The organism is Tsukamurella paurometabola (assembly GCF_900631615.1).
GTDB lineage: Bacteria > Actinomycetota > Actinomycetes > Mycobacteriales > Mycobacteriaceae > Tsukamurella > Tsukamurella paurometabola_A.
In genome coordinates, this window is sequence record NZ_LR131273.1 from 2,781,278 (window position 1) to 2,802,827 (window position 21,550).

The window sequence follows — 21,550 nt, forward strand, 5'->3', positions numbered from 1 at the left end:
TCCGTACAGTGGTTGTCGTGACGACACCTCGTGCCGCGGGCATTCCCTCGCTGTCCCGCCGGGCAAAGATCCTCATCGCGCTGGCCGTTGCTCTCCTGGCCCTGCTGCTCATCGGGCCGCGGGTGGTGGACGTGATCACCGCCTTCCTCTGGTACGGCTCGCTGGGCCACGCGGGCGTGCTCCGCACGGTGCTGCTCTCGCGCTTCGGCCTGTTCGTGGTGACGGGCGTGGTCCTGGCGCTCTTCACCTTCGCCGGCATGTGGCTGGCCTACCGGGTGCGGCCGGCCTTCCTGCCGTCGCCCACGGACGATCCCGTGGTGCGCTACCGCGCCGTGGTGACCAGCAAGCTGAAGACGTTCGCGATCGTCCCGTCCCTGCTCATCGGCCTCATCGCCGGCATCTTCGGGCAGTCGGCGTGGCAGCAGGTGCTCCTGTTCTTCAACCGCCAGCCGTTCGGTGAGACCGACGCCGAGTTCGGCATGGACATCGGCTTCTACGCCTTCACCCTGCCCTTCATCGAGTTCGTCCTCGGCTTCCTGTTCGCCGGACTGATCGTGATGTTCCTGGCGAACCTCGTCGCGCACTACGTCTTCGGGGGCATCCGCCTCGCCGGCCGCGAGGGTTCGCTGTCGCGGGGCGCGCGGATCCAGCTCGCCGCGATCGCCGGCGTCTTCCTGCTGACGAAGGCCGTCGCGTACTGGTTCGATCGGTACGCCCTCGTGTACTCGAACCGATCGCCGATGTTCACCGGCGCGAACTACACCGACATCCACGCCATGCTGCCGGCGAAGGCGATCCTCACCGGCATCGCGATCATCTGCGCCGCCGCGTTCTTCTTCGGCATCGTGCTGCGGGACCTGCGCGTCCCCGCGATCGCGACCGTGCTCATGCTGTTCTCCTCGCTCGTGGTCGGCGTCGGCTGGCCCACCGCGGTGCAGACCTTCTCGGTCGGACCCAACGCGGAGAAGGAGCTGCCGTACATCGCCCGGAACATCGCGGCCACGCAGGAGGCGTACGGCCTCGCCAGCGCCAAGTACGAGAAATCCGATCCGAAGGCGTCCCAGGAGGCGCTGCAGACGCTCACCGCGAAGGACGCGCCGTCGCTGCAGAACGTGCGCCTGCTCGACCCGAACGTCGTGTCCCAGGCCTTCTCCAACTTCGGCGGGCTCAAGGACTACTACCGGCTCTCCGGCAAGCTCTCGGTGGACCGCTACGAGGTGGACGGCAACCAGACGAACGTGCTGCTCGCCCCGATCGAGCTCGACCCCGGCAAGACGCCGTCGGACTGGACCTCGCGGCACATGGTCTACACCCATGGCAACGGACTCATCACCGCGCCCGCCGGCCAGGTCGACCAGGTGGTCAGCGAGAGCGGCCGCGACGCCGTGAACAACAACAACGCCGGCGGCCAGCCCGTGTTCACGCGCAACGGCGTGGCCGGCAGCAAGGCCGTCACGCAGCCGCGGATCTACTACGGGGAGATCATCGGCTCCGATCCCGGCTTCTACTCCGTCGTCGGCAGCACGGGGGACCCGCGCGAGCTCGACAGCGACACCGAGCGCTCCCGCTACGAGGGCGAGGGCGGCGTCGGTATCGGCAACTGGTTCACCCGGCTCGCCTACGCGATCAAGTTCACCGAGCGGAACATCCTGCTCAACGGCAACATCGGCCCGGACTCGAAGATCATCTACCAGCGCGACCCGCGGGACCGGGTCAAGCAGCTCGCGCCCTTCCTCACGGTGGACACCAAGACCTACCCGATGGTCGACTCGCGCACCGGCCGCATCCTGTGGGTCGTCGACGGCTACACCACGCTGCCGAAGTATCCGTACGCGCAGCAGACGTCGCTGTCGGACGCCACGGGCTCGCGCCAGCAGAACACCCCCGGCCAGCAGGCGCAGCGCCGCCAGGTGGACGAGAAGGTGGGGTACATCCGCAACTCGGTGAAGGCCACCGTCGACGCCTACGACGGGTCCGTGCACCTGTATCAGGTCGACGAGAGCGATCCGGTCCTCAACGCGTGGAAGAACGTCTTCCCCGGCGTGGTCGAGCCGAAGAGCGCGGTCCCGGCCGAGGTGGCGCAGCACTTCCGCTACCCGCAGGACCTGTTCGAGGTGCAGCGCTTCCTGCTGCAGAAGTACCACACGTCGGATCCCGACACCTTCCGCCGCCAGAACGATCTCTGGCAGGCCGCGGCAGCGCCGAACGAGACGCCCGACAAGGACGGTCTGCAGTCCCCGTACTACTCGGTGGCGGCGGCGCCGGGTGGCGGGCCCGCGCAGTTCCAGCTGTCGTCGATCCTGCAGGCGAAGGACCAGCCGTACCTGGCGGGCCTCGTCTCGGTCGCCTCGGAGGGCGAGGACGCCGGTCGACTGTTGGTGCGCGACATGCGCGAGCTGCCCGGCCGCCGGACCCCCGGCCCGATGCAGGCCGCCGACCTGATCAAGGGTGCCCCGCCGGTGGTGGCGGACAACGCCAACATCCAGGCGCTCAACCCGCGCTTCGGCAACCTCCAGGCGATCGCGCTCGCGAACGGCGGCCTGACCTACGTCTGGCCGATGTACGCGCAGTCGACGGGGGAGCGGGCCGCGCCCAAGCTGATCAAGGTGCTCAGTCTCAATCCGGTCACGGGCGGCGCCGGCTACCGCACGACGGTCGCCGCCTCGCTCACCGATGCCGGCTACAAGGGCGTCGACGCGGCCCTGGCGACCGCGGCGACCGGTGTCTCCGGCCCCACCGAGGGGCAGACGGTGCCCGGGCAGCAGCCCGGCCCGGCGCAGCCGCCCACGCAGGCGACGGTGCCCGGCGGCGACACCCCCGAGGTGCAGGCCGCGGTGAAGGCGGTCTCCGACGCCTGGAGCTCGGTGCTCTCGGCGCAGCGCTCCGGCGATCAGGTCGCGGTCGGCCAGGCCATGAAGCAGCTCGGTGACGCGATCGCGAAGCTGCAGTCGGCCGAGTCGAAGGCGCGGGGCGGCAACTGATCTCAGCTCCCGGGTCGGGGCCGGCGATGCCTCGCCCGGCCCGGGAGACGAGCGTCACGTTCAACTGATTTGCACATCGTGAGCGCATTCCAGTAACGTGGTGTTCACCCGACGCGGGGTGGAGCAGCTCGGTAGCTCGCTGGGCTCATAACCCAGAGGTCGCAGGTTCAAATCCTGTCCCCGCTACTAGGTCGAAGGCCCCCGGAGAAATCCGGGGGCCTTTCGCATTCCCGGGGTACCACGGCCGTCGGTACCGTCGGGGCGTGGCCACCGAACTGCAGCGGATGCTCGCCGGCGAGCGCTATCGCGACAGCGATCCCGAACTCGTGACGATGCGGAAGGCCTGCGGCCGCCTGCTCGACCGGTTCAACGCCACCGCCGCGGACGACGACGCAGAGCGGTCTGAGATCCTCCAGGAGCTCCTGGGCGGCCTCGGCGAGGGCTCCTGGATCATGCCGCGGTTCCAGTGCGACTACGGCGCGCACATCACCATCGGCGCCAACAGCTTCCTCAACTACGACGCGATCCTCATGGACTGCGCGCCCATCACCATCGGCGACGACTGCTCGATCGGGCCGCGCGTGCAGCTGCTCACCGCGCTGCACCCCGTCGACGATCATGCGGCACGGAGGGCGCGGTGGGAGACCGCGGAGCCGATCACGATCGGCGACAACGTCTGGTTCGGCGGTGGCGTCATCGTGTGTCCGGGCGTGACGATCGGCCGGAACACCGTCGTCGGCGCCGGCAGCGTGGTGACCCGCGACGTCCCGGATCACGTCGCCGCCGTCGGCAACCCGTGCCGCGTCGTGCGATCGCTCCCGGCCGAGTAGTCACCCGGATCTCGGCGCCCCTCGCCCGAGGTGTCGTTGCCGGGTTCGGATCACGCTGATCGGGACGGTTCCGAACCCGTGACGTGATCGGCAGAGTGTCCTGCCATACCCGGACGAGTCCCCTCGTCCGCCTCAGCCGCAGGAGACCAGCATGCCCACCCTCGTCATCGTCGCGTTCGTCGGACTGCTCGGGCAGCTCGTCGACGGGAGCCTCGGGATGGCCTTCGGCGTGACCGCGACGACCTTCCTGGTCGCGCTCACCACGCTCTCGCCGGCCGCGATCAGCGCCACGATCCACCTCGCCGAGATCGGCACCAGCGCAGTGTCCGGCGCCTCGCACTGGCGCTTCGGCAACGTCGACTGGAAGGTGGTGCGCCGCATCGGCATCCCCGGTGCCATCGGCGCCTTCGTCGGCGCGACGGTGCTGTCGAACCTCTCGACCGAGGTCGCCAAGCCGCTGATGTCCACCATCCTGCTCCTGCTGGGCCTCTACGTGCTGCTGCGCTTCACCTTCCGCGGCATCGACACCAAGAACCTCGGCAAGCCGCTCAAGTCGCGCTTCCTCGCCCCGCTGGGCCTGTTCGGCGGCTTCGTCGACGCCACGGGCGGCGGTGGCTGGGGCCCCGTCGGCACGCCGGCGCTCCTGGCCTCGGGCCGGATGGAGCCCCGCAAGGTGGTCGGCACCATCGACACCAGCGAGTTCCTCATCGCGCTGGCCGCCTCGCTCGGCTTTCTCGCGAACCTCGGAGGCGAGGGGGTCAACTTCGCCTACGCCGGCGCGATCCTGCTCGGCGGCGTCATCGCCGCGCCGATCGCGGCGTGGTTGGTGCGGCACTTCCCGCCGCGACTGCTCGGCGCCTCCGTCGGCGGCCTGATCATCCTGACCAACGCCAAGACCCTCATGGGCAAGAGCGCGCTCGCCCTCGACCCCGGTGTTCAGCGCGCGGTGTACATCCTCATCGTCGCCGGCTGGATCGCCGCATTCGCCTACTCCTTCGTGCAGTACCGGCGCGACGCGGCGCTCGAATCCGCCGATTCCATCGCCGATCTGGCGGCGCGCAACGCGACCTCCGCCGGCGAGCCGAAGGAGAGCGTCCCCGCCTGATCCCGGACACGGCGCGGTGGATAGTGCCCGCTCAGCGGGCACTATCCACCGCGCTGCGTGGTCCGCGGCCATAGGCTGGCGGCATGGACGTCTGGATCGCCGACCCGGCACGCGACGCCGCTCGTGTCGCGACCCTCCGTTCCGTGTGGGCCCGGACCTCCGGCGCCACCGCCGCCGAGCCGGACGACGACTTCGTCGATGCGGTCCGCGACTGGTGGATCCGGGACGAGCGGACCGTCTTCCTCAGTGGCGGATTCTCGCGCTCCGGGGGCGGGGTGTCGGGCATGGCGACCCTGCACGAGTACCGCCGGATGCCGATGCCCGGCGAGGCACCGTCGGCCTGGGGCTACCTGGGCCACCTGTTCGTGCTTCCCGCGGCTCGCGGCGAGGGGCACGGCCGGGCGCTGATCGAGGCCGTGCAGCACACCGCCCGCGGCCGGGGTTACCGCCGCCTCGTCCTCTCGCCGAGTGCGGAATCGGTTCCGCTGTACCGCCGTACCGGCTTCCGTGCGGCGGACGAGCTCATGGTGTGGGAACCGGACCCCGCGCCCACGTCGTGATCGCGGCCGGCCCGCGGCCCCGGTCGAGGCCGCGTACGAGCACGGCGCAGCCGATGCCGGAGAGCACCATGCCGAGGGTGAACGCGGCGGGGTATCCCAGTAGGTCGCCGATCGCCGCGCCCGTGAATCCGGCGACGCCCTGCGTCGCGACCACGGCGCTCGCGAGCAGCGTGTAGTCGGCTCCGGCGTCGTCGCGTTCACACGCGTCCATCATCAGGGTGAACAGTGCGACCAACGCCGCGCCACCGAAGACGTGCTCGAGCACGGTCGCCGCGACCACCATCGCGGCGCCGCCGATCCCGACCGCCGCCGCGACGTAGAGGCCGACCGCGAGGGTCTGGGTGGCACCGCCGAAGATCAGCGCCGTGCGCCGCCCGTGGCGGAAGGCCATCCAGCCGCCCACCGCGGACCCGGCGAGGGCGCCCGCGGAGCTGAGTGCGCCGCTGACGAGCGCGATCTGCTGCAGGGTGAGGCCGGCGTCGTGGAGGAAGGGACCGGAGATCGACGATGCCATGGCGTTGCCGAACTTGTACGCGGCGAGCAGTCCGATCAGCGGGATCACGCCCGGCCGGCGCAGCCGGTGCCACCACGCGGCGCTCAGGCCCCCGCGCCGCACGGGCTCGACGGGGCGCGGGGCACCGTCGGGCGGTGCGTCCCGGGCCATCAGCACGACGGGGACCGTGCACAGCAGGATCAGGCCGCCCAGGGTGAGGAGGAGGACGCGCCAGCCGCCTTCGGCGTAGATCCACAGCAGTCCGCCGCCGCCCGCGATCATGCCCAGCCGGTACGCCCCCGTCTGGATGCCGTTGCCGACACCCCGGTCGCGCGGACCGAGGAGGCGCACCGCGAGGCCGTCCGTCGCGACGTCCTGGGTGGCCGCGAGCAGGTTGATCGCAGCGATGGCGATGAACAGCCAGCGCAATGATCCGGCGAGATCCGTGGCGGCGAGGGCGAGGACCACCCCGGCGGAGCCGAGCTGCGTGGCCAGCAACCACTGCCGGCGGGTGCCGATCCGGTCGACGGCGGGGGCCCACAGGAACTTCAGGCCCCACGGGAGGTAGAGCAGCGAGGTGAGGCTGATCGCGGTGAGGGAGAGACCGGCGTCGCGCAACAGGACGGGGATCGTCTGGGTGAAGAAGCCGAACGGGAGACCCTGGGCGAAGTACAGCCCCGTCAACAGGACGAACACGCGGACTCTCACCCCGAGAGTCTGGCAGTTCGCGACCCGGCGGAGCGACCCGGTCCCACCCAGCGAACGCGAGAACGCCTGTGGCGGCCGACTCACCAGGAGTCGACCGCCACAGGCGTCAGTCTGAAAGCAGTGGGTGCGACTTAGCCGCGGCCACCGCAGCTCGGCCAGGCGCCGATGCCCTGCGAAGCGAGAACGTTCTCGGCGACGCGGATCTGCTCGGCACGCGAGGCGGTGTGCGGCATGCCCGAGCCGCCGTTGGCGCGCCAGGTCGACGGGCTGAACTGCAGGCCGCCGTAGTAGCCGTTGCCGGTGTTGGTGTTCCAGTTGCCACCCGACTCGCAGGCCGCGATGGCGTCCCAGTTGACGCTGTCGGCGTTCGCAGCACCGGTGCCGAAGGCAACGGGAGCGGCGACGATCGCGCCGGAGACGGCCATCATGCCCAGGGTCTTGCGGATGTTCTTCAAGGGGTTCCTTTCGCCGGTGCGCATGCCAGGACACAGCCCGATTGGGGCGGAGGTGCCGGGGAAAGACATGGACCGTGCCTTCTCTGTCGGGCACGGCAGTGGGCTGAGAAAGATCGCTCAACGGCTCCGGTGACGTGGTGCGTCACGCTGGGAGCGGTCCGGCGCCCGAGGAAGATGCTCTCGTTGTGGCGGCGGGCCCACACATACGCGGTGGTTCGTGGATTCAGTTTTGTTCCCGTGACCGGGTCGAGATGAACACTAGGGGCCTATCGGCGCGGTGTCATCCTCGCCGCGAGACGGTCGCGGTTTGATAACGCTTCGGTCACGATCGGCTGTGAAGTCCGTAAGACCAGGTCATGCGCTCGATCGCTAGCAATAGCTCGCATAGGCAATGACCTGGGAAAAGTGATGGCAATCACAGGAAAAGTGTGCGCCCGGTCACGCGGCGCGAGGTTACGGAACGGTGTACGTGATCGGCGCGGCGCGGCGTCCCGCGAACGACGGACGGCGGCGGCGACGGTCGTCCTGCCGTCGCCGCCGCCGTCCGGCAGGGTTTCCCCGCTGCTATCGCACAGTCGTCCCGGCGGCCTCGTCGGCCGGGCGCACCGCACCCCCGCCCGCCGCGGTGAAGCGCTCCAGGAACGCATCGCGGTACGCGGGGTAGGTGCCCTCCTCGATCGCGTGCCGTGCACCGGCGGCCAGGTCCGCCAGGAACCGCAGGTTGTGCCTCGTCGCCGCCTGCACGGCCGACGGGGCATCGGTGCGGTACAGGTGGTGCAGGTACGCGCGGATCGGTGACGGTGCCCCGGCGCGGCCGGTGTCGTCGACGTCGAGTGGGCGCGGGTCGTCGCGGAAGGCCGGGGCCGAGACGGTCAGCGGGCCGCCCGCTGTGAGGACGATTCCGCGGGCGGCGAGGTCCTGGGGCGCCGAGGACTCGACGAGGTCGATGCCGGCGTCGATCGCGTGGAGCAGTTCCTCGGGGCCGCGCACCGCGGAGAGGTACCGCGGTCGCGTCTCATCGAACGACGCGGTGAGCAGCGCGAGAGCGTCCCGGGCTCGGGGATCCGCGACGGCGCCGACGATGCGGACCCCGCCGAAGCCCAAGCCGCCCGCCCGCACATCGTCCTCGTGGCGGGCGAGCAGCTCGCGCAGACCGGAACGATCCTCGGCGAGGCGCGCGGAAACGGTCGCCCACAGCGACATCTCGCCCCGGCGCAGGGCGGTGAGCCAGTTGTGTTCGGCCAGGGCGCGGCGGGCGCCGGTCGTGCCCGCCGGGGCGAACACGACGTCGCCGCCCAGCCGGTAGGCGGCGGTGACGGCCGCCGCCGGATCGGACGACGGTGCGGAGACGTCCACGAAGATCGGCAGATCCCAGCCGGCGAAGGCTGCGAGACCGCCCGCCTCCTCGATCGTCTCGGCGCCCGGGTGCAGCTTCAGCCGGGCTCCGTCCACGGTGACCCCGCCCGCGCCGAGCCGCCTCGCCGACGCGGGATCGACGCCGGGGATCGCCGCCGGCGGCGCGGACGCCACGAGGGCCGGAGTGGAGATCGTGCCGTGCCCGGTGTGCAGCGCCCCGGCCCGTGCGGCACCGGCTCGCGCTCCGGCCTCGAATCGCACGGGGTCCGTGACGGATTCGGCCTGCAGCCTGGCGTGAGCGGACAGCGATCGGTAGTCGGACCGCAGCTCGGAGAGTTCCGCCACCAGTGCGCGGTTGCTGGCCCGGAGCTCAGCGAGCTCCGCTGCGCTCCTGGGTGTCTGGGGCGGCACGGGCACGGCCGCGGCCGGTGCGGCGGGGATCCGGACGGGGGCTGCGATCGGCTGCGGCAGGGGCGCCGGGGCCTGCTCCACGGGAGACGTATCGGCGTCGGCGACGGTCGCCGTCGCCCGCAGCCCGTCGCCCTCGACGTCGATGCGTGGGAGCGCCTTGTCGAGCCAGCGCGGGATCCACCAGGCGCGCTCGCCGAGGACGGCCATCGCGGTCGGCATGATGATCATCCGCACGAGGAAGGCGTCGAAGACGATGGCCGCCGCCATCGAGAAGCCCATCAATTTCAGGAAGGTCATGGAGGAGAGCGTGAATCCCGCGAAGACGGAGATCATGATGATCGCCGCGGCGGTCACCACGCGGGCCCCGGACCGGTAGCCGATGCGGATGGCCTCCAGGGCCGGTTCTCCGTGGTGGTGCTCCTCGCGCATCCGGCTCACGAGGAAGACCTGGTAGTCCATGGCGAGGCCGAAGACGATGCCGATGAGGAAGATGGGCATGAACACCAGGATCGGTCCGCGCTCCTCGGGCGCGATCCAGCCCAGCCAGCCGTCCTGGAAGAAGCCGACGGTCACGCCGAAGGTCGCGGCGATGGACAGCAGGAAACCCAGCGATGCGATGACGGGGATGATCACCGAACGGAAGACGATCATCAACAGCAGGATCGCCAGCCCCACCACGACGATGAGATAGAGCGGCAGTTTCGAGGTCAGGGTCTCGGAGAAGTCGGCGTTGATCGCGGCGGCGCCGCCGATGCCGATGTAGGTCGACGTGGCATCGCCCACGGTCTCGGCGCGATCCCGTAGTTCGTCGAGCAGCGTCGCCGTCTGCTTCGTCGACGGTCCCGATTCCGGGACGATGATGAACTGCGCCGCGTCGCCGGCGGCGTTGGGGACGGGGCCGATCACACCATCGCGGGCGATGCCCGGCAGGGTGCGGGCCTCGTCGGCGAAACGCTGAGCGGCGGCCTTCAGGTCGCCCTTCCCCCGCGTGTCCACGACGGCCACGAGCGGCGACGACTTGCCCGCGCCGAAGGCCTCGCTCTGCATCTGCACGGCGGCCTTGTCCGACGGCGCTGCGAAGTCGAGCCCCAGCTCGATCTTCCCGACCGGGACCGCCGCCACCGCGAGGATCGCCACGGCTCCCACCAGGAAGGGGAGCGGCTTCCGGGTGAGCAGCTCACCGATGCGCTGCCCCAAGGGGCGGCGCTCGGTCTGCTCGGGCGTCCACAGGAGGGGCAGCCGGGGCGTGAAGACGGTCGACTTGAACAGGCCCAGCAGTGCCGGGAGCACCGTCAGCGCGACGAGGACCGCCAGCGCGACGGTGACCGCGGCGCCGAGGCCCATCTGGGACAGGAAGGACATGCCGGTGATGGACAGCCCGCACAGCGCGATGATCACCGTGGCGCCCGCGAAGACCACGGCACTGCCCGCGGTGCCGACCGCGAGGCCCGCGGCGTGCGAGCGGTCGGTCGTGGTCAGCAGTTCCTGGCGGTACCGGGAGATCACGAACAGCGAGTAGTCGATGCCGACCGCGAGCCCGATCATCATCGACAGGCCGGTGGTGGAGGTGCCGAGCGTGAGGAACGACGTGCCGATCGCGATGATGGACGTCGAGAGGCCGATGCCGATCAGCGCCGCCCCCAGGGGCATCAGCGCGGCGAGCAGGGCCGCGAAGGTGATGATCATGACGATCACCGCGACCACGATGCCGATCATCTCCGCCGGCGGCTCCGCCTCCGCCGCGTTGGCGGAGCCGGCGCTCTCCACTCTCAGGCCCGCGTCCGTGCCGGCCTTCTTCGCGGCCGCCACGGCCTCGATGGACTCCTCCGAGACCTCCTTGACGTCGCCGAACGACAACTGGATCTGCGCGGTCCGGCCGTCGCCGCTCAGGTTCTCGGCCGCGGCCGCCCCGACGACGGGGTTCGCGATCGCCGCCTTCTCGGCGGCGGTGAGCTGCGGCACGTCGCGCAGCCCGGCGACCACGGCGTTCACGGCCTCGGCGTTGCGGCCCTGGTCCAGCCGCTGCCCGTTCGTGGACTGCAGTACCACCGTGGCGGTGGGAGCCTGCGTCGTCGCGGTCTCGGGGAACTTCTCCTGCAGCACGTTCTGCGCTTCGACGGCCCGGCTGCCCGGGAGGTTGAAGTCGTCCTTGAAGGGCTTCGACAACGACGACCCCGCCGCCCCGATCGCCAGGAAGGCGACGATCCAGAGCACGAGGACGAGCCACCACTTCCGGTAGCAGAACCGTCCGAGCTTGTAGAGGAGGGATGCCATAGGGCCAGTCTGGCGGTCGGCAGCGCCCTCCGGTAGGCCTCGAAAGCCCTTGTGGACGACCGATACCCGCTTCGTAGACGATGGTCGGACCGCGGCGCGGGCGACCCCCTACGAAAGTCGTACCCGCGGCGCCGTCGGGCTCAGCGGTGGGTGAGGCCCGCGTCGTGCGCGAGGATCGCGAGCTGGACGCGGTTGGCCGCGTCGAGCTTGTCCAGCAGGCGGGAGACGTGGGTCTTCACGGTCGCCTCGCTCATGAACAGGTCGCGCCCGATCTGCGCGTTCGAGCCGCCCGCGGCGATGCCGAGGAAGACCTCGTGCTCGCGCTCGGTGAGCACGGCGACGCGGGCGAGTGCCGTGCGGCGGCGCTCCTCCCGCGGGTCGGCCGCGACGCGCTCGATGAGCTTACGGGTCACGCTCGGCGACAGCATGGCCTCACCCGACGCCACGACGCGGATGCCGTCGAGCAGCCGGCGCGGCGGGGTGTCCTTGAGCATGAACCCCGCGGCGCCGGCCCGCAGCGCACGCAGCACGTAGTCGTCCAGGTCGAACGTGGTGAGCACGACGACCTGCGGCGGCTCCGGCTCCGCTCGCACCAGCGCGGTGGCGGCGAGTCCGTCGACCGAGGGCATGCGGATGTCCATGAGCACCACGTCGGGCCGGAGTTCCCGGACCAGGGGCACGGCGTCCGCGCCGTCGCCGCCCTCGCCGACGATCGTCAGGTCGTCGGCGGACTCGATGATCATGCGCAGGCCGGACCGCACCAGCGGGTCGTCGTCGACGATGACGATGCGGGTCACGGTGCCTCCTGAGGGTCGTGACCATCCTGCCACGGCCCCGGTGGGATCAGACCCGCTCGAGGGGGACGGGGAGCTCGGCGAACACTCGCCAGCCTCCCGCACGCGTACTGCCGGAGGTGATCTCGCCGCCCGCGAGGTGCACTCGCTCCGCGAGGCCTATCAGCCCCGAGCCGGAGCCGGGGAGAGGGGGCGTGGGCGCGTGCGGGCGGTCGTTGACCACTTCGATCGTCAGGCGGTGCTCGCGCAACCGCACGTCGATGCGCACCTTCGCCGGGCCGGCGTGCTTGCGTACGTTCGTCAGGCTCTCCTGCACGATGCGGTAGGCGGTGCGGCCCAGTGCCTCCGGCACCGCGTGGGGCGCCGCAGCGGCGTCGTCGACCACCAGGTCGACGGTGGCGCCCCCGATCCGGGAGTCGGCCGCCAGGCGGGCCAGGTCGGACAGGTCCGGTTGGGGCGCGAGCGGTTCGGCGTCGGTCCCGCGCAGCACCCCGAGCACACCGCGCAGGTCTTCGAGGGTCTCGTGCGCCGTGGACCGGATCTCGGACGCGGCCCGCTCGACGGTGTCGGACGCCGCGCCGGCGTTCACCTCGAGGGCGCCGGCCTGCAGGGCGATGAGCGAGACGCGGTGCGCGAGCACGTCGTGCATCTCGCGGGCGATGCGGGAGCGTTCGGCGGTGCGGGCCTGGGCGGCCCGGAGCTCACGCTCGGCCTCGGCGCGCACCGCGCGCTCCCGGAGCGACTCGATGAGGTCGCGCCGCGCGCCGACGTACGAGCCCCACAGTGCGAACGCGGCCGCGAGGGCGACGCTGGTGAGGGTGTCGCCGAGCTGCCACGGGACACTCGACCAGGGGTGCGGCACGGCGAGGCACGCGGCGACGAAGGCGGTCGCGATCACCAGCACGCGATCGCGCCGCCGCACCGCGAGCGTGAACAGACCGAGCAGCGCGACGCCGGGGAATCCGATGGCAGCCGTGAGGATCCCGCCGATCGCCGTGATCTCGATCGGCCATCGCCGCCGCCACCACAGCAGCAGGGAGCCGGCGAGGCCGACCGCGAGCGCGAGGGTGCCGTACGTCGTCGCGCCACCCTGCCATTCCACGGCCGCGGCGGTCGCCGCGAGGAGCGCGGAGAGCAGCACGCACGCGCAGTCCCGCAGGCGGGGCGCGGTCCACCACCGCTGCCACCGCGGGCCGGCCGCGCTCGAATCCATGCGATCACGGTACTGGGCGCCGCCGCCGCGGGGCAGGGGCCGAAGGTCGCGTGCCCGGCGCGGAGGACTACGACTTTCGTCGGACGCCCGCCGGGAAGGCGAACGGGGCGCCGCCGCGGACCGATCCGCGGCGACGCCCCGTCGAGGCCTTCGCCGTCCTACTTGAGCTGCGAGCTCGTGAGGTCCAGGTGACGGCGCGCGATGATGAGCTGCTGGATCTGCTGGGTGCCCTCGAAGATGTCGAGGATCTTCGAGTCGCGGGCCCACTTCTCCAGGAGCGTGCGCTCCGAATAGCCCACGGAGCCGGCCAGCTCCACGGCCTTGAGGGTCACGTCGGAGCCCACACGGCCCGCCTTCGCCTTGGCCATCGAGGCGTTCATCGAGTTGGGGAGCTTGTTGTCGGCCATCCAGCCCGACTTGAGCGTCAGCTGGTAGGCGGCCTCCCAGTCGGACTCGAGGCGGATGAACTCGGCCGCGGCGTGCGGCAGGGTGTTCACCGGCGCGTCGTAGTCGATGACGATGCCCGCGTCCTCGAGCACCGTTCGCAGCTCCTCCAGCGACGCCCGGGCCACACCGATCGCCATGGCGGCGACCAGCGGCCGGGTGTTGTCGAAGGTCTGCATGACCCCGGCGAAGCCCTTCTCGACGTTCACCTCGGGGCTGCCGAGGATGTTCTCGAAGGGGATCCGGCAGTCCTCGAAGCGGATCTCCGCGGTGTCCGAGGCGCGGATGCCGAGCTTGTGCTCCAGCCGGGCCACGGTGACGCCCGGATGCTCGCGGGGCACCACGAACGACTTGATGGCGGCGCGGCCGGCGCTCTTGTCCACGGTCGCCCACACCACGATGTGGTCGGCGCGCGAGCCCGAGGTCACGAAGATCTTGGTGCCGTTGATGACCCACTCGTCGCCGTCGCGGGTGGCGGTGGCGGTGACGGCGGCCGAGTCCGAGCCGAAGGAGGGCTCGGTGATCGCCATCGAGGCCCACACCTTGCCGAAGCGCTCGAGCTGCTCGTCGGTCGCGACCGCGGCGATGGCCGCGTTGCCGAGACCCTGGTAGGGGAAGGCGAGCATGAGGCCCGCGTCGCCCCAGCACATCTCGATCGCGTTGATGATCGACTCCATGGTGCCGCCGTTGCGGCTCCCCGCGGTGACGTCGGCCGGCTTGGGCTTCGGCTTGTCCTCGCCCTCGCCCTTCTTGCGGTCGCCCGAGGCGGCCGACGGCGCCTGGCCCGCGTCGGCCAGCCCGTCGTACAGGGCCGCGATGGTGTCGAGCTCCTTGGGGTACTCGTGCTCGGCGAGGTCGTACTTGCGCGAGATGGGGCGGAAGATCTCGGCCGCACCCTGGTGCGACATCTCGGCCGACGCCTTCAGCTTCTTGGGAAGTTCCAGATTGATTGCCATGGTGGTTCTTTCTTCTCTCTGAAGGTCGGTCTAGAGGACGACGACGCCCTCGGCGATGCCCACGGCGCGCAGATCGCGGTACCAGCGCTCCACCGGGTGCTCCTTGGTGAAGCCGTGGCCGCCGAGCAGCTGCACGCCGTCCAGGCCGATCCGCATGCCCTTGTCGGTGGCGAACTTCCGTGCCAGCGCGGCCTCGCGGCCGAAGGACAGGCCCTGCTCGGCGCGCGAGGCGCCGCGCCACACGAGCAGCTCCAGGCCGTCGATCTCGGTCGCCATGTCGGCCACCGCGAAGGCCACCGCCTGGCGATGGGCGATCGGCTCGCCGAAGGCCTCGCGCTCCTTGACGTACGGGGTCACGTAGTCGAGCACGGCGCGCGAGGTGCCGAGCGCCAGCGCCGACCAGCCGAGGCGGGCCAGCCGGACCACGTCGGTGTAGTTCTGCGTCGCGGTGTCGAGGTCCACCTCGCCGAGCAGGGCGGTGGCGGGGACCTTGACGTTGTTGAGGTTCAGGCGGCCCAGCGCTGCGGCCCGCAGGCCCATGCTCGGGTCGCCCTCGACGATCACGCCGTCCGTGCCGGACTCGACGATGAAGAGCGCGGGCTTGCCGTCGAGGTCGGCGCCGACCACGAAGAGCTCGGCCGAACCGGCCTGCGGCACCATCGACTTCACGCCGCTGAGCACGTAGCCGCCGGCGGTGCGGGTGGCCTTCGTGGCGAGTGCGAACGGGTTGAAGAGCGCGCCGGGCTCGGCGATCACCACGGAGGACTGCGGTACGGACTCGCCCGCGAACTCCTTGAGGTAGGTCTGCTGCTGGCCGTCGGAGCCGAACTGCGAGAGCGTCACCGCGACGCCGCTCGGCGCGAGGATCGGCAGCGCGAGGCCCATGTCGCCGTGGGCGAGGGCCGCCGCGACGAGGGCGTTGGTCACGGCGCCGCGGTCACTGCCCGCGCCGTCGAGCTCCTCGGGCACGTTGATCATGGTGATGCCGAGCTCGGTCGCGCGCTCGAGCAGCGAGGCGGGGGCCTCGGTGGCCGCGTCGGCCTCGGCCGCGGCCGGGCGGACGATCTCCGCGGCGAAGTCCTTCACCGTGTCGACGATCATCTGCTGCTCGTCGTCGGGGGTGAGGTCGTAGTTCGACTTGGTGCTCGCGTTCAGCCGCTTCGGCTTGCCGGTGCCCGCCACCACCTTGAAGGTGCGGTTCGCGGCGCCGAGCGCCTTGAAGCCGGTGCGCGTGCCCTCGTAGGCGACGCGGTTCACCAGGCCCTGCAGGCCGCGGTTCTGAACGAAGGGCGTCTGCACCACGGCCATCAGCGCGCGGATCAGCTGGCCCGTGGGGTTCCGCCGGATCGGGTTCTTCCCGATGGCGCTGGTGTCCCGGGGATCGGTTGACGTGCTCATCTCCACCATCTCGTCGTCGTGGCGGCGCAGGTCGAGGGGCTGTTCCCGGCGTCCTCGCCGCCAACTTACTCATCAGTCAGATGAGACCTTACTCCTCGGTAAGTTGGGTGCCAAGAGATGGGACGAAAACCGTGTCGCCGTGTCAGGGGGTGAGACGTGCCAGCACCTGCGGGTGCAGCTGCGGGTTCGCGGCGACCGCGGACCCCGCGTGCGGCCCCGGGGTCCCGTCGGTGCCGGTGAAGAGGCCACCGGCCTCCCGCACCACGATCTCGACCGCGGCCAGGTCCCACAGCGAGACCTCGGGCTCCACGGCGATGTCCACGGCGCCCTCCGCGACCAGGCAGTAGCTCCAGAAGTCGCCGTAGCCGCGGAGCCGCCAGGCGTCCTCGGCGAGGGCGAGGAAGCGGTCGCGGTCCGCGCGGTCCGCGAAGTAGGACAGGTCCGAGAACGAGATGCTCGCATCGGCGATGTCGCGGACCCCGGAGACCGAGATCCGGCGGGGCTCGGCACCGTCGAACTGCGCGAAGGCACCCGCCCCGGCGGAGGCGAACCACCGGCGCCGCAGGGCCGGCGCCGAGACCACGCCGACCACCGGCACGCCGTCCTCGAGCAGGGCGATGAGGGTGGACCAGACGGGGACCGCGCGCACGTAGTTCTTCGTGCCGTCGATCGGGTCGACCACCCACTGCCGGCCCGCGAGGACCGCCTCCCCGCCGAACTCCTCGCCGAGGACCGCGTCGCCGGGGCGCTCGGCCGCGAGCCGCTCCCGGATCAGTGTCTCGGTGGCGAGGTCGGCGTCCGAGACGGGCGTGAGGTCCGGCTTGGCGTCGACCTTGAGGTCGAGGGCGCCGTACCGCGCCATGGTCAGCTCGTCCGCGGCGTCCGCGAGGGAGAGGGCCAGGGCGAGATCGGGATGCGGGGAGTTCGACGGTGCGCTCGACATGCGAGAACGGTAACGGAGGCCGGTCCCGGGCGCGGGCCGGTCCCCGCCGGTAATCTGGACATATGGAATGGATGTGGGTGCTCCTGCTGGCCGCGATGCTGGGCGCGGTGGTCGTCATGTGGCAGCGCTCCAAGCGGGGGACGCTGGGGACGGCGCCCGCGGGCCCCGGTATGGAGGACGGGATGCTCACGCTGAGCGGGGTGAGTCCGCGGCCCGTCGAACCCGACCAGAAGGGCCAGGCCTTCGTCACCGTCTCCGGCACCGTCGAGGGGCCGAGCACCCCGCCGACGCAGGTCTACCGCCGGCTCGTCATCGACTTCGCCGAACGCTGGCCGGAGGTCGGAGACCGCCTGCCCGTGTACTACAAGGTGGGCAAGGTCGACAGCTCCTGGCAGCTCGGATCGCTGCAGCCGCCCGCGCTCTGATCGGTGCGCGCGGGTCACGTGGTGAGCAGTCGCCACAACCCGATGGTGCCGACGATCACGATGATCGTGCGCAGCGCGGTGGGCGAGAGGCCGCGGCCGAAGCGGGCGCCGAGCGCGCCTCCGATCAGGGATCCCACCGCGATCACACCAGCCACCGGCCAGGCGATGCGATCGAACGCGACCACCAGGTAGAACACCGCCGCGACCACGTTCACCAGGAGTGAGAGCAGGTTCTTCGCCGCGTTGAGGCGCTGCAGATCGTCGTGCACCAGCACGCCCATCGCGGCGACCAACAGGATGCCCTGCGCCGCGGTGAAGTAGCCGCCGTAGATCCCGATCGCGAAGGTGGCCGCGACGAGCGCGGCGAGGCGGCCCACCGAAGGCGGTGCGGCCTCGTCGGACGGTGCGGTCCAGCGCTGGATGCGGGGCTGCAGGACCACCAGGGCGAGCGCCAGGACCAGCAGGACGGGGACGATCGTCTCGAAGACCGTCTCGGGCAGGTGCAGCAGCAGGAAGGCGCCCACGATCGCGCCCGCCACCGACGCGGGCATCTGCCAGCGCAGCCGGTCGAGCTGGCCGGACAACTCGCGGCGGTAGCCCCACGTGCCGGAGACTCCGCCCGCGACCAGGCCGATGGCGTTGCTGATCGTCGCCGTCACCGGCGGGACGCCGAAGGCGACCAGGGTGGGAAAGGTGATCAGGGTGCCACTGCCGACGAGGGAGTTGATGAATCCCGCCCCGACGCCGGCCGCGAGGACGATCAGCAGCTCCCATCCCGCCATGAGGCGACCATAGTGCGCCGCCGGCCTCGGCCGGCGGGCCGGGCCAGTATCCTGAGTGACTGTGCATCCTGACGTAGCCGCAGACATCGAGAGCCTCGACACCACCCTGCAGACGGTGGAGAAGGTGATCGACCTCGACGAGCTGCGCCGGCGCGTCGACGAGCTGGAACACAAGGCGTCCGACCCCGAGCTGTGGAACGACCAGGCCAACGCCCAGCAGGTCACCAGCGAGCTCTCGCACGCCCAGGCGGAGCTCCGCCGGGTCACCGATCTGCGCCAGCGGCTCGACGACCTGCCCGTGCTCTACGAGCTCGCCGAGGCCGAGGAGGGCGACGACCGGACGGCGGCGCTCGAGGACGCCGACGGTGACCGCGCCCGGCTCCGCACCGAGATCGAGGCCATGGAGGTCAAGACCATGCTCTCGGGCGAGTACGACCAGCGCGACGCGTTGGTCAACATCCGCGCGGGCGCCGGCGGTGTCGACGCCGCGGACTGGGCCGAGATGCTCATGCGCATGTACGTCCGATGGGCCGAGAAGCACGGCTACGGCGTGGAGGTCTACGACACCAGCTACGCCGAGGAGGCGGGCCTGAAGTCCGCCACCTTCGCGGTCAAGACCGACTACGCCTACGGCACCCTCTCGGTGGAGATGGGCACGCACCGCCTCGTGCGGATAAGCCCGTTCGACAACCAGGGCCGCCGCCAGACCTCGTTCGCCGAGGTCGAGGTGCTGCCCGTGGTGGAGACGACCGACCACATCGACGTCGACGAGAACGAGGTGCGCGTGGACGTGTACCGCTCCTCGGGACCGGGCGGCCAGTCGGTCAACACCACCGACTCCGCGGTGCGACTGACCCACATCCCCACGGGCATCGTCGTCACCTGCCAGAACGAGAAGAGCCAGCTGCAGAACAAGGTCGCGGCCATGAAGGTGCTCCAGGCCAAGCTCCTCGAGCGCAAGCGTCAGGAGGAGCGCGCGCAGATGGACGCCCTCAAGACCAACGAGGGCGCCTCGTGGGGCAACCAGATGCGCTCGTACGTGCTGCACCCGTATCAGATGGTCAAGGATCTGCGCACCGAGTACGAGGTGAACAACCCCTCGGCGGTCCTCGACGGTGACCTGGACGGCTTCATCGAGGCCGGCATCCGCTGGCGGATGCGTGGCGATGACGACTAGCACGATGCTCGCGCACTCGATCCTCCCCGACCTCACGGGGTGGCGGTACCTCATGTACGAGCGGGTGCTGCCGATCGCGCTGTGGACGCTCGCGGCGGTCCTCGCCAATCGGTTCGTCAACTGGTCCTCGGCCCGCGTCACCATGCGGATCGACGCCCAGTTCAAGAACAGCGATTCGCTGGTCCGGTCGGAGTCCGCCAAACACCAGCACGCCCTGATCCAGGTGATCAGCTGGGTCGCGATCGCGGCGATCTACCTGTTCGCCGCGTACCAGGTCGTCCAGGCTCTCGGTGTGCCGATCAACGCCCTGGTCGCGCCGGCCACCGTCATCGGCGCGGCGCTCGGCTTCGGCGCCCAGCGGGTGGTGCAGGACCTGCTCGCCGGGTTCTTCCTCATCACGGAGCGGCAGTACGGCTTCGGTGATGTGGTGAACCTCTCGCTCACCGGCGGTTCGACGGCCGAGGGCACCGTCTCCGACGTGACCCTGCGGGTGACCAAGCTGCGCAACACCGACGGCGAGGTCATCACCGTGCCGAACGGGCAGATCGTCAAGGCCACGAACCTGTCCAAGGACTGGGCGCGCGCCGTGGTCGACATCCCGTTGCCGAAGACCGTCGACATGGGCAAGGTGAACGCGCTGCTGCACCGCGTCGGCGAGCGGGCCTACCACGATCCGACGATGTCGACGCTGCTTCTCGACGAGCCCACACTCATGGGCATCGAGTCGATCGACCTGGACCAGGTGAACCTGCGGATGGTCGCCCGCACGCTGCCCGGCAAGCAGTTCGAGGTCGGGCGCAATCTGCGTGAGCGGATCGTGCGCAGCCTCGCGACCGCGGGCATCGACGTCGCACCCGTCACCGACACCGTCGAGGACGAGGAGGAGGTGAAGCCGCAGTGACGGACACCCCGAAGGGCCCGCAGGGCGACGGTGACGCCGAGGTGACGACCGACAAGGGCACCCGGACCGCGCCGCCCGAGCAGGACACCGCCCCGGCCGAGCGACCGCACCTTCTCTCGACCGTCTGGGCGCGGATCCCGAAGACGATCCCGCACACCCGCGCGCGCACCAGCACCGTCGTCCTGATGCTGGTGTTCCTCGGCCTCATGTGGTGGTACCTCGAGCTGTACGCGCAGTTCGTGCCGAAGGAGCAGCGGCGCACCGGACCGCCGCCCGCCGCCACCAGCACCGCACCCGCGACCGCCGAGCCCACGTACGAGACGCCTGTCTCCACCACGCCGAGCCGGGTCCCGTCGAGCGCCGCCCCGTCGAGCGACGAGGCGGGGGAGTCCGGCCCACCGTCGTCGACGGTGCCGGGCCGCACCGGTGGGCAAGGGCCCGCGTCGACGGGCGGGCCGACCTCGGGCATCGTGTCGTCCAGCGGCATCGTGTTCCCCGGCGTGACGCTGCCGGGGCTTCCCGGCGCGACGACCGAGCCGCCCGCCTCCGGCGGCGCACCGACGACGACGGGTCCGCCGGGGTAGTCCGCGGCGTCAGTAGACTGGGCGCTCGTGATCACGCTCCAGAACGTCACGATGATGTACAAGGCGTCGGCCAGGCCGGCGCTCCACGACCTGTCGCTCGAGATCGGCAAGGGCGAGTTCGCCTTCCTGATCGGGCCGTCGGGTTCCGGGAAGTCGACGTTCTTCCGGCTCCTGCTCAAGGAGGACAAGCCCACCAGCGGCGACGTCTACGTGGGCGACTTCCACGTCAACAAGCTCTCGGGCCGGCGCGTGCCGCAGCTGCGGCAGTCCCTCGGGTGCGTGTTCCAGGACTTCCGCCTGCTGCAGCAGAAGAACGTGGCCGAGAACGTCGCCTTCGCCCTCGAGGTGATCGGCAAGCCGCGCAATGTCATCGACCGGACGGTGCCGCAGGTCCTGGACTACGTGGGGCTCGGCGGCAAGGCGAACCGCATGCCCAGCGAGCTGTCGGGCGGTGAGAAGCAGCGTGTCGCCATCGCCCGCGCCATCGCCAACCGGCCCCTGCTGCTGCTCGCCGACGAGCCGACCGGCAACCTCGACCCCGACACCTCCGCCGAGATCGTGGACGTGCTCGACCGGATCAACAGGGCCGGGACCACCGTGGTCATGGCCACGCACGACCGCCACATCGTGGACTCGATGCGCCGCCGCGTCATCGAGTTCCGCATGGGCGAGAAGGTGCGCGACGACGCCACCGGCGTGTACGGGCTGGGCCGCTGACGGCGCCCGCCGCACCCGCCGACGACGACGAACCGAAGGACTG

18 protein-coding genes and 1 tRNA gene are annotated in these 21,550 nt (G+C 70.9%); 10 read left to right on the forward strand and 9 right to left on the reverse strand.

What is annotated here, in order from left to right; translation table 11 throughout:
* Positions 1-17: 17 nt before the first annotated feature.
* The 5 genes from ELY19_RS13900 to ELY19_RS13920 all read left to right on the forward strand — a co-directional run bounded on the left by ELY19_RS13900 (position 18) and on the right by ELY19_RS13920 (position 5,476).
* Entirely contained in the window at positions 18-2,981 is a 2,964-nt protein-coding gene (locus ELY19_RS13900; protein WP_164711601.1) for a UPF0182 family membrane protein, read from the forward strand.
* Positions 2,982-3,093: 112 nt separating this feature from the next.
* Positions 3,094-3,167, forward strand: a tRNA-Met gene (locus tag ELY19_RS13905).
* 77 nt (positions 3,168-3,244) lie between these two features.
* Positions 3,245-3,811 carry a sugar O-acetyltransferase gene (locus tag ELY19_RS13910; RefSeq protein WP_126196735.1) on the forward strand — a complete coding sequence of 189 codons (567 nt, stop codon included), beginning with the start codon at positions 3,245-3,247 and terminating at the stop codon, positions 3,809-3,811.
* Between the two features lie 151 nt (positions 3,812-3,962).
* Entirely contained in the window at positions 3,963-4,916 is a 954-nt protein-coding gene (locus ELY19_RS13915; RefSeq protein ID WP_126196736.1) for a sulfite exporter TauE/SafE family protein, read from the forward strand.
* Positions 4,917-4,999: 83 nt separating this feature from the next.
* Positions 5,000-5,476 (forward strand): GNAT family N-acetyltransferase, encoded by a 477-nt coding sequence (locus tag ELY19_RS13920; RefSeq protein ID WP_126196737.1) that lies wholly within the window; start codon positions 5,000-5,002, stop codon positions 5,474-5,476.
* On the opposite strand, the gene ELY19_RS13925 is transcribed toward ELY19_RS13920, so the two are convergent.
* The 8 genes from ELY19_RS13925 to hisN all read right to left on the reverse strand — a co-directional run bounded on the left by ELY19_RS13925 (position 5,439) and on the right by hisN (position 16,921).
* Positions 5,439-6,677, reverse strand: coding sequence for an MFS transporter (locus ELY19_RS13925; RefSeq protein ID WP_126196738.1), 1,239 nt, complete (start codon positions 6,675-6,677; stop codon positions 5,439-5,441). The two genes, ELY19_RS13920 and ELY19_RS13925, sit on opposite strands and share 38 nt — an antisense overlap.
* Before the next feature lie 131 nt (positions 6,678-6,808).
* Positions 6,809-7,132 carry a transglycosylase family protein gene (locus ELY19_RS13930; RefSeq protein WP_126196739.1) on the reverse strand — a complete coding sequence of 108 codons (324 nt, stop codon included), beginning with the start codon at positions 7,130-7,132 and terminating at the stop codon, positions 6,809-6,811.
* A 564-nt stretch (positions 7,133-7,696) separates the two neighbouring features.
* Positions 7,697-11,173, reverse strand: a complete 3,477-nt coding sequence (locus ELY19_RS13935) for a tRNA-guanine transglycosylase (RefSeq protein WP_126196740.1) — start codon at positions 11,171-11,173, stop codon at positions 7,697-7,699.
* A gap of 140 nt (positions 11,174-11,313) precedes the next feature.
* The gene (locus tag ELY19_RS13940) at positions 11,314-11,970 is read right to left on the reverse strand and encodes a response regulator (RefSeq protein ID WP_126196741.1); all 657 of its coding nucleotides are present in this window, start codon (positions 11,968-11,970) and stop codon (positions 11,314-11,316) included.
* A 46-nt stretch (positions 11,971-12,016) separates the two neighbouring features.
* Complete coding sequence (locus ELY19_RS13945; protein WP_126196742.1) at positions 12,017-13,180, reverse strand: sensor histidine kinase; 1,164 nt, start codon at positions 13,178-13,180, stop codon at positions 12,017-12,019.
* A 158-nt stretch (positions 13,181-13,338) separates the two neighbouring features.
* The gene (locus ELY19_RS13950; protein ID WP_126196743.1) at positions 13,339-14,580 is read right to left on the reverse strand and encodes an acyl-CoA dehydrogenase family protein; all 1,242 of its coding nucleotides are present in this window, start codon (positions 14,578-14,580) and stop codon (positions 13,339-13,341) included.
* A gap of 30 nt (positions 14,581-14,610) precedes the next feature.
* Positions 14,611-15,987, reverse strand: coding sequence for an acyl-CoA dehydrogenase family protein (locus ELY19_RS13955; protein ID WP_126196744.1), 1,377 nt, complete (start codon positions 15,985-15,987; stop codon positions 14,611-14,613).
* Positions 15,988-16,120: 133 nt separating this feature from the next.
* Positions 16,121-16,921 (reverse strand): histidinol-phosphatase, encoded by an 801-nt coding sequence (gene hisN / locus ELY19_RS13960; RefSeq protein WP_126196745.1) that lies wholly within the window; start codon positions 16,919-16,921, stop codon positions 16,121-16,123.
* A 62-nt stretch (positions 16,922-16,983) separates the two neighbouring features.
* Between hisN and ELY19_RS13965 the strand changes: the two genes are divergently transcribed.
* Entirely contained in the window at positions 16,984-17,346 is a 363-nt protein-coding gene (locus ELY19_RS13965; protein WP_126196746.1) for a hypothetical protein, read from the forward strand.
* A gap of 14 nt (positions 17,347-17,360) precedes the next feature.
* Here ELY19_RS13965 and ELY19_RS13970 read toward each other — a convergent pair whose 3' ends face one another.
* Positions 17,361-18,128, reverse strand: coding sequence for a sulfite exporter TauE/SafE family protein (locus ELY19_RS13970; RefSeq protein ID WP_126196747.1), 768 nt, complete (start codon positions 18,126-18,128; stop codon positions 17,361-17,363).
* Between the two features lie 61 nt (positions 18,129-18,189).
* On the opposite strand from ELY19_RS13970, the gene prfB reads away from it, so the two are divergent.
* The 4 genes from prfB to ftsE are packed head-to-tail and all read left to right on the forward strand — an operon-like array spanning position 18,190 to position 21,507.
* On the forward strand, positions 18,190-19,305 hold the full coding sequence (gene prfB, locus ELY19_RS13975) for a peptide chain release factor 2 (protein ID WP_126196748.1): 1,116 nt from the start codon (positions 18,190-18,192) through the stop codon (positions 19,303-19,305).
* Complete coding sequence (locus ELY19_RS13980; protein ID WP_126196749.1) at positions 19,295-20,206, forward strand: mechanosensitive ion channel family protein; 912 nt, start codon at positions 19,295-19,297, stop codon at positions 20,204-20,206. The genes prfB and ELY19_RS13980 overlap by 11 nt, the downstream gene beginning before the upstream one ends.
* Positions 20,203-20,790, forward strand: a complete 588-nt coding sequence (locus ELY19_RS13985) for an Rv3103c transmembrane domain-containing protein (protein WP_126196750.1) — start codon at positions 20,203-20,205, stop codon at positions 20,788-20,790. Before ELY19_RS13980 ends, ELY19_RS13985 begins: the two co-directional genes overlap by 4 nt.
* A 27-nt stretch (positions 20,791-20,817) precedes the next feature.
* Positions 20,818-21,507: a cell division ATP-binding protein FtsE gene (gene ftsE, locus ELY19_RS13990; protein ID WP_126196751.1), complete on the forward strand. Its 690-nt coding sequence runs from the start codon at positions 20,818-20,820 to the stop codon at positions 21,505-21,507.
* Positions 21,508-21,550 lie beyond the last annotated feature (43 nt).

Excerpts from the sequence above, each read along its gene's own strand:
- ELY19_RS13915 (WP_126196736.1), top strand. The coding sequence starts at position 3,963 with ATGCCCACCCTCGTCATCGTCGCGTTCGTCGGACTGCTCGGGCAGCTC.
- ELY19_RS13920 (WP_126196737.1), top strand. The coding sequence starts at position 5,000 with ATGGACGTCTGGATCGCCGACCCGGCACGCGACGCCGCTCGTGTCGCG.
- ELY19_RS13935 (WP_126196740.1), bottom strand. The coding sequence starts at position 11,173 with ATGGCATCCCTCCTCTACAAGCTCGGACGGTTCTGCTACCGGAAGTGG.
- ELY19_RS13945 (WP_126196742.1), bottom strand. The coding sequence starts at position 13,180 with ATGGATTCGAGCGCGGCCGGCCCGCGGTGGCAGCGGTGGTGGACCGCG.
- ELY19_RS13950 (WP_126196743.1), bottom strand. The coding sequence starts at position 14,580 with ATGGCAATCAATCTGGAACTTCCCAAGAAGCTGAAGGCGTCGGCCGAG.
- ELY19_RS13955 (WP_126196744.1), bottom strand. The coding sequence starts at position 15,987 with ATGGTGGAGATGAGCACGTCAACCGATCCCCGGGACACCAGCGCCATC.
- hisN (WP_126196745.1), bottom strand. The coding sequence starts at position 16,921 with ATGTCGAGCGCACCGTCGAACTCCCCGCATCCCGATCTCGCCCTGGCC.
- ELY19_RS13965 (WP_126196746.1), top strand. The coding sequence starts at position 16,984 with ATGGAATGGATGTGGGTGCTCCTGCTGGCCGCGATGCTGGGCGCGGTG.
- ELY19_RS13970 (WP_126196747.1), bottom strand. The coding sequence starts at position 18,128 with ATGGCGGGATGGGAGCTGCTGATCGTCCTCGCGGCCGGCGTCGGGGCG.
- ELY19_RS13980 (WP_126196749.1), top strand. The coding sequence starts at position 19,295 with ATGACGACTAGCACGATGCTCGCGCACTCGATCCTCCCCGACCTCACG.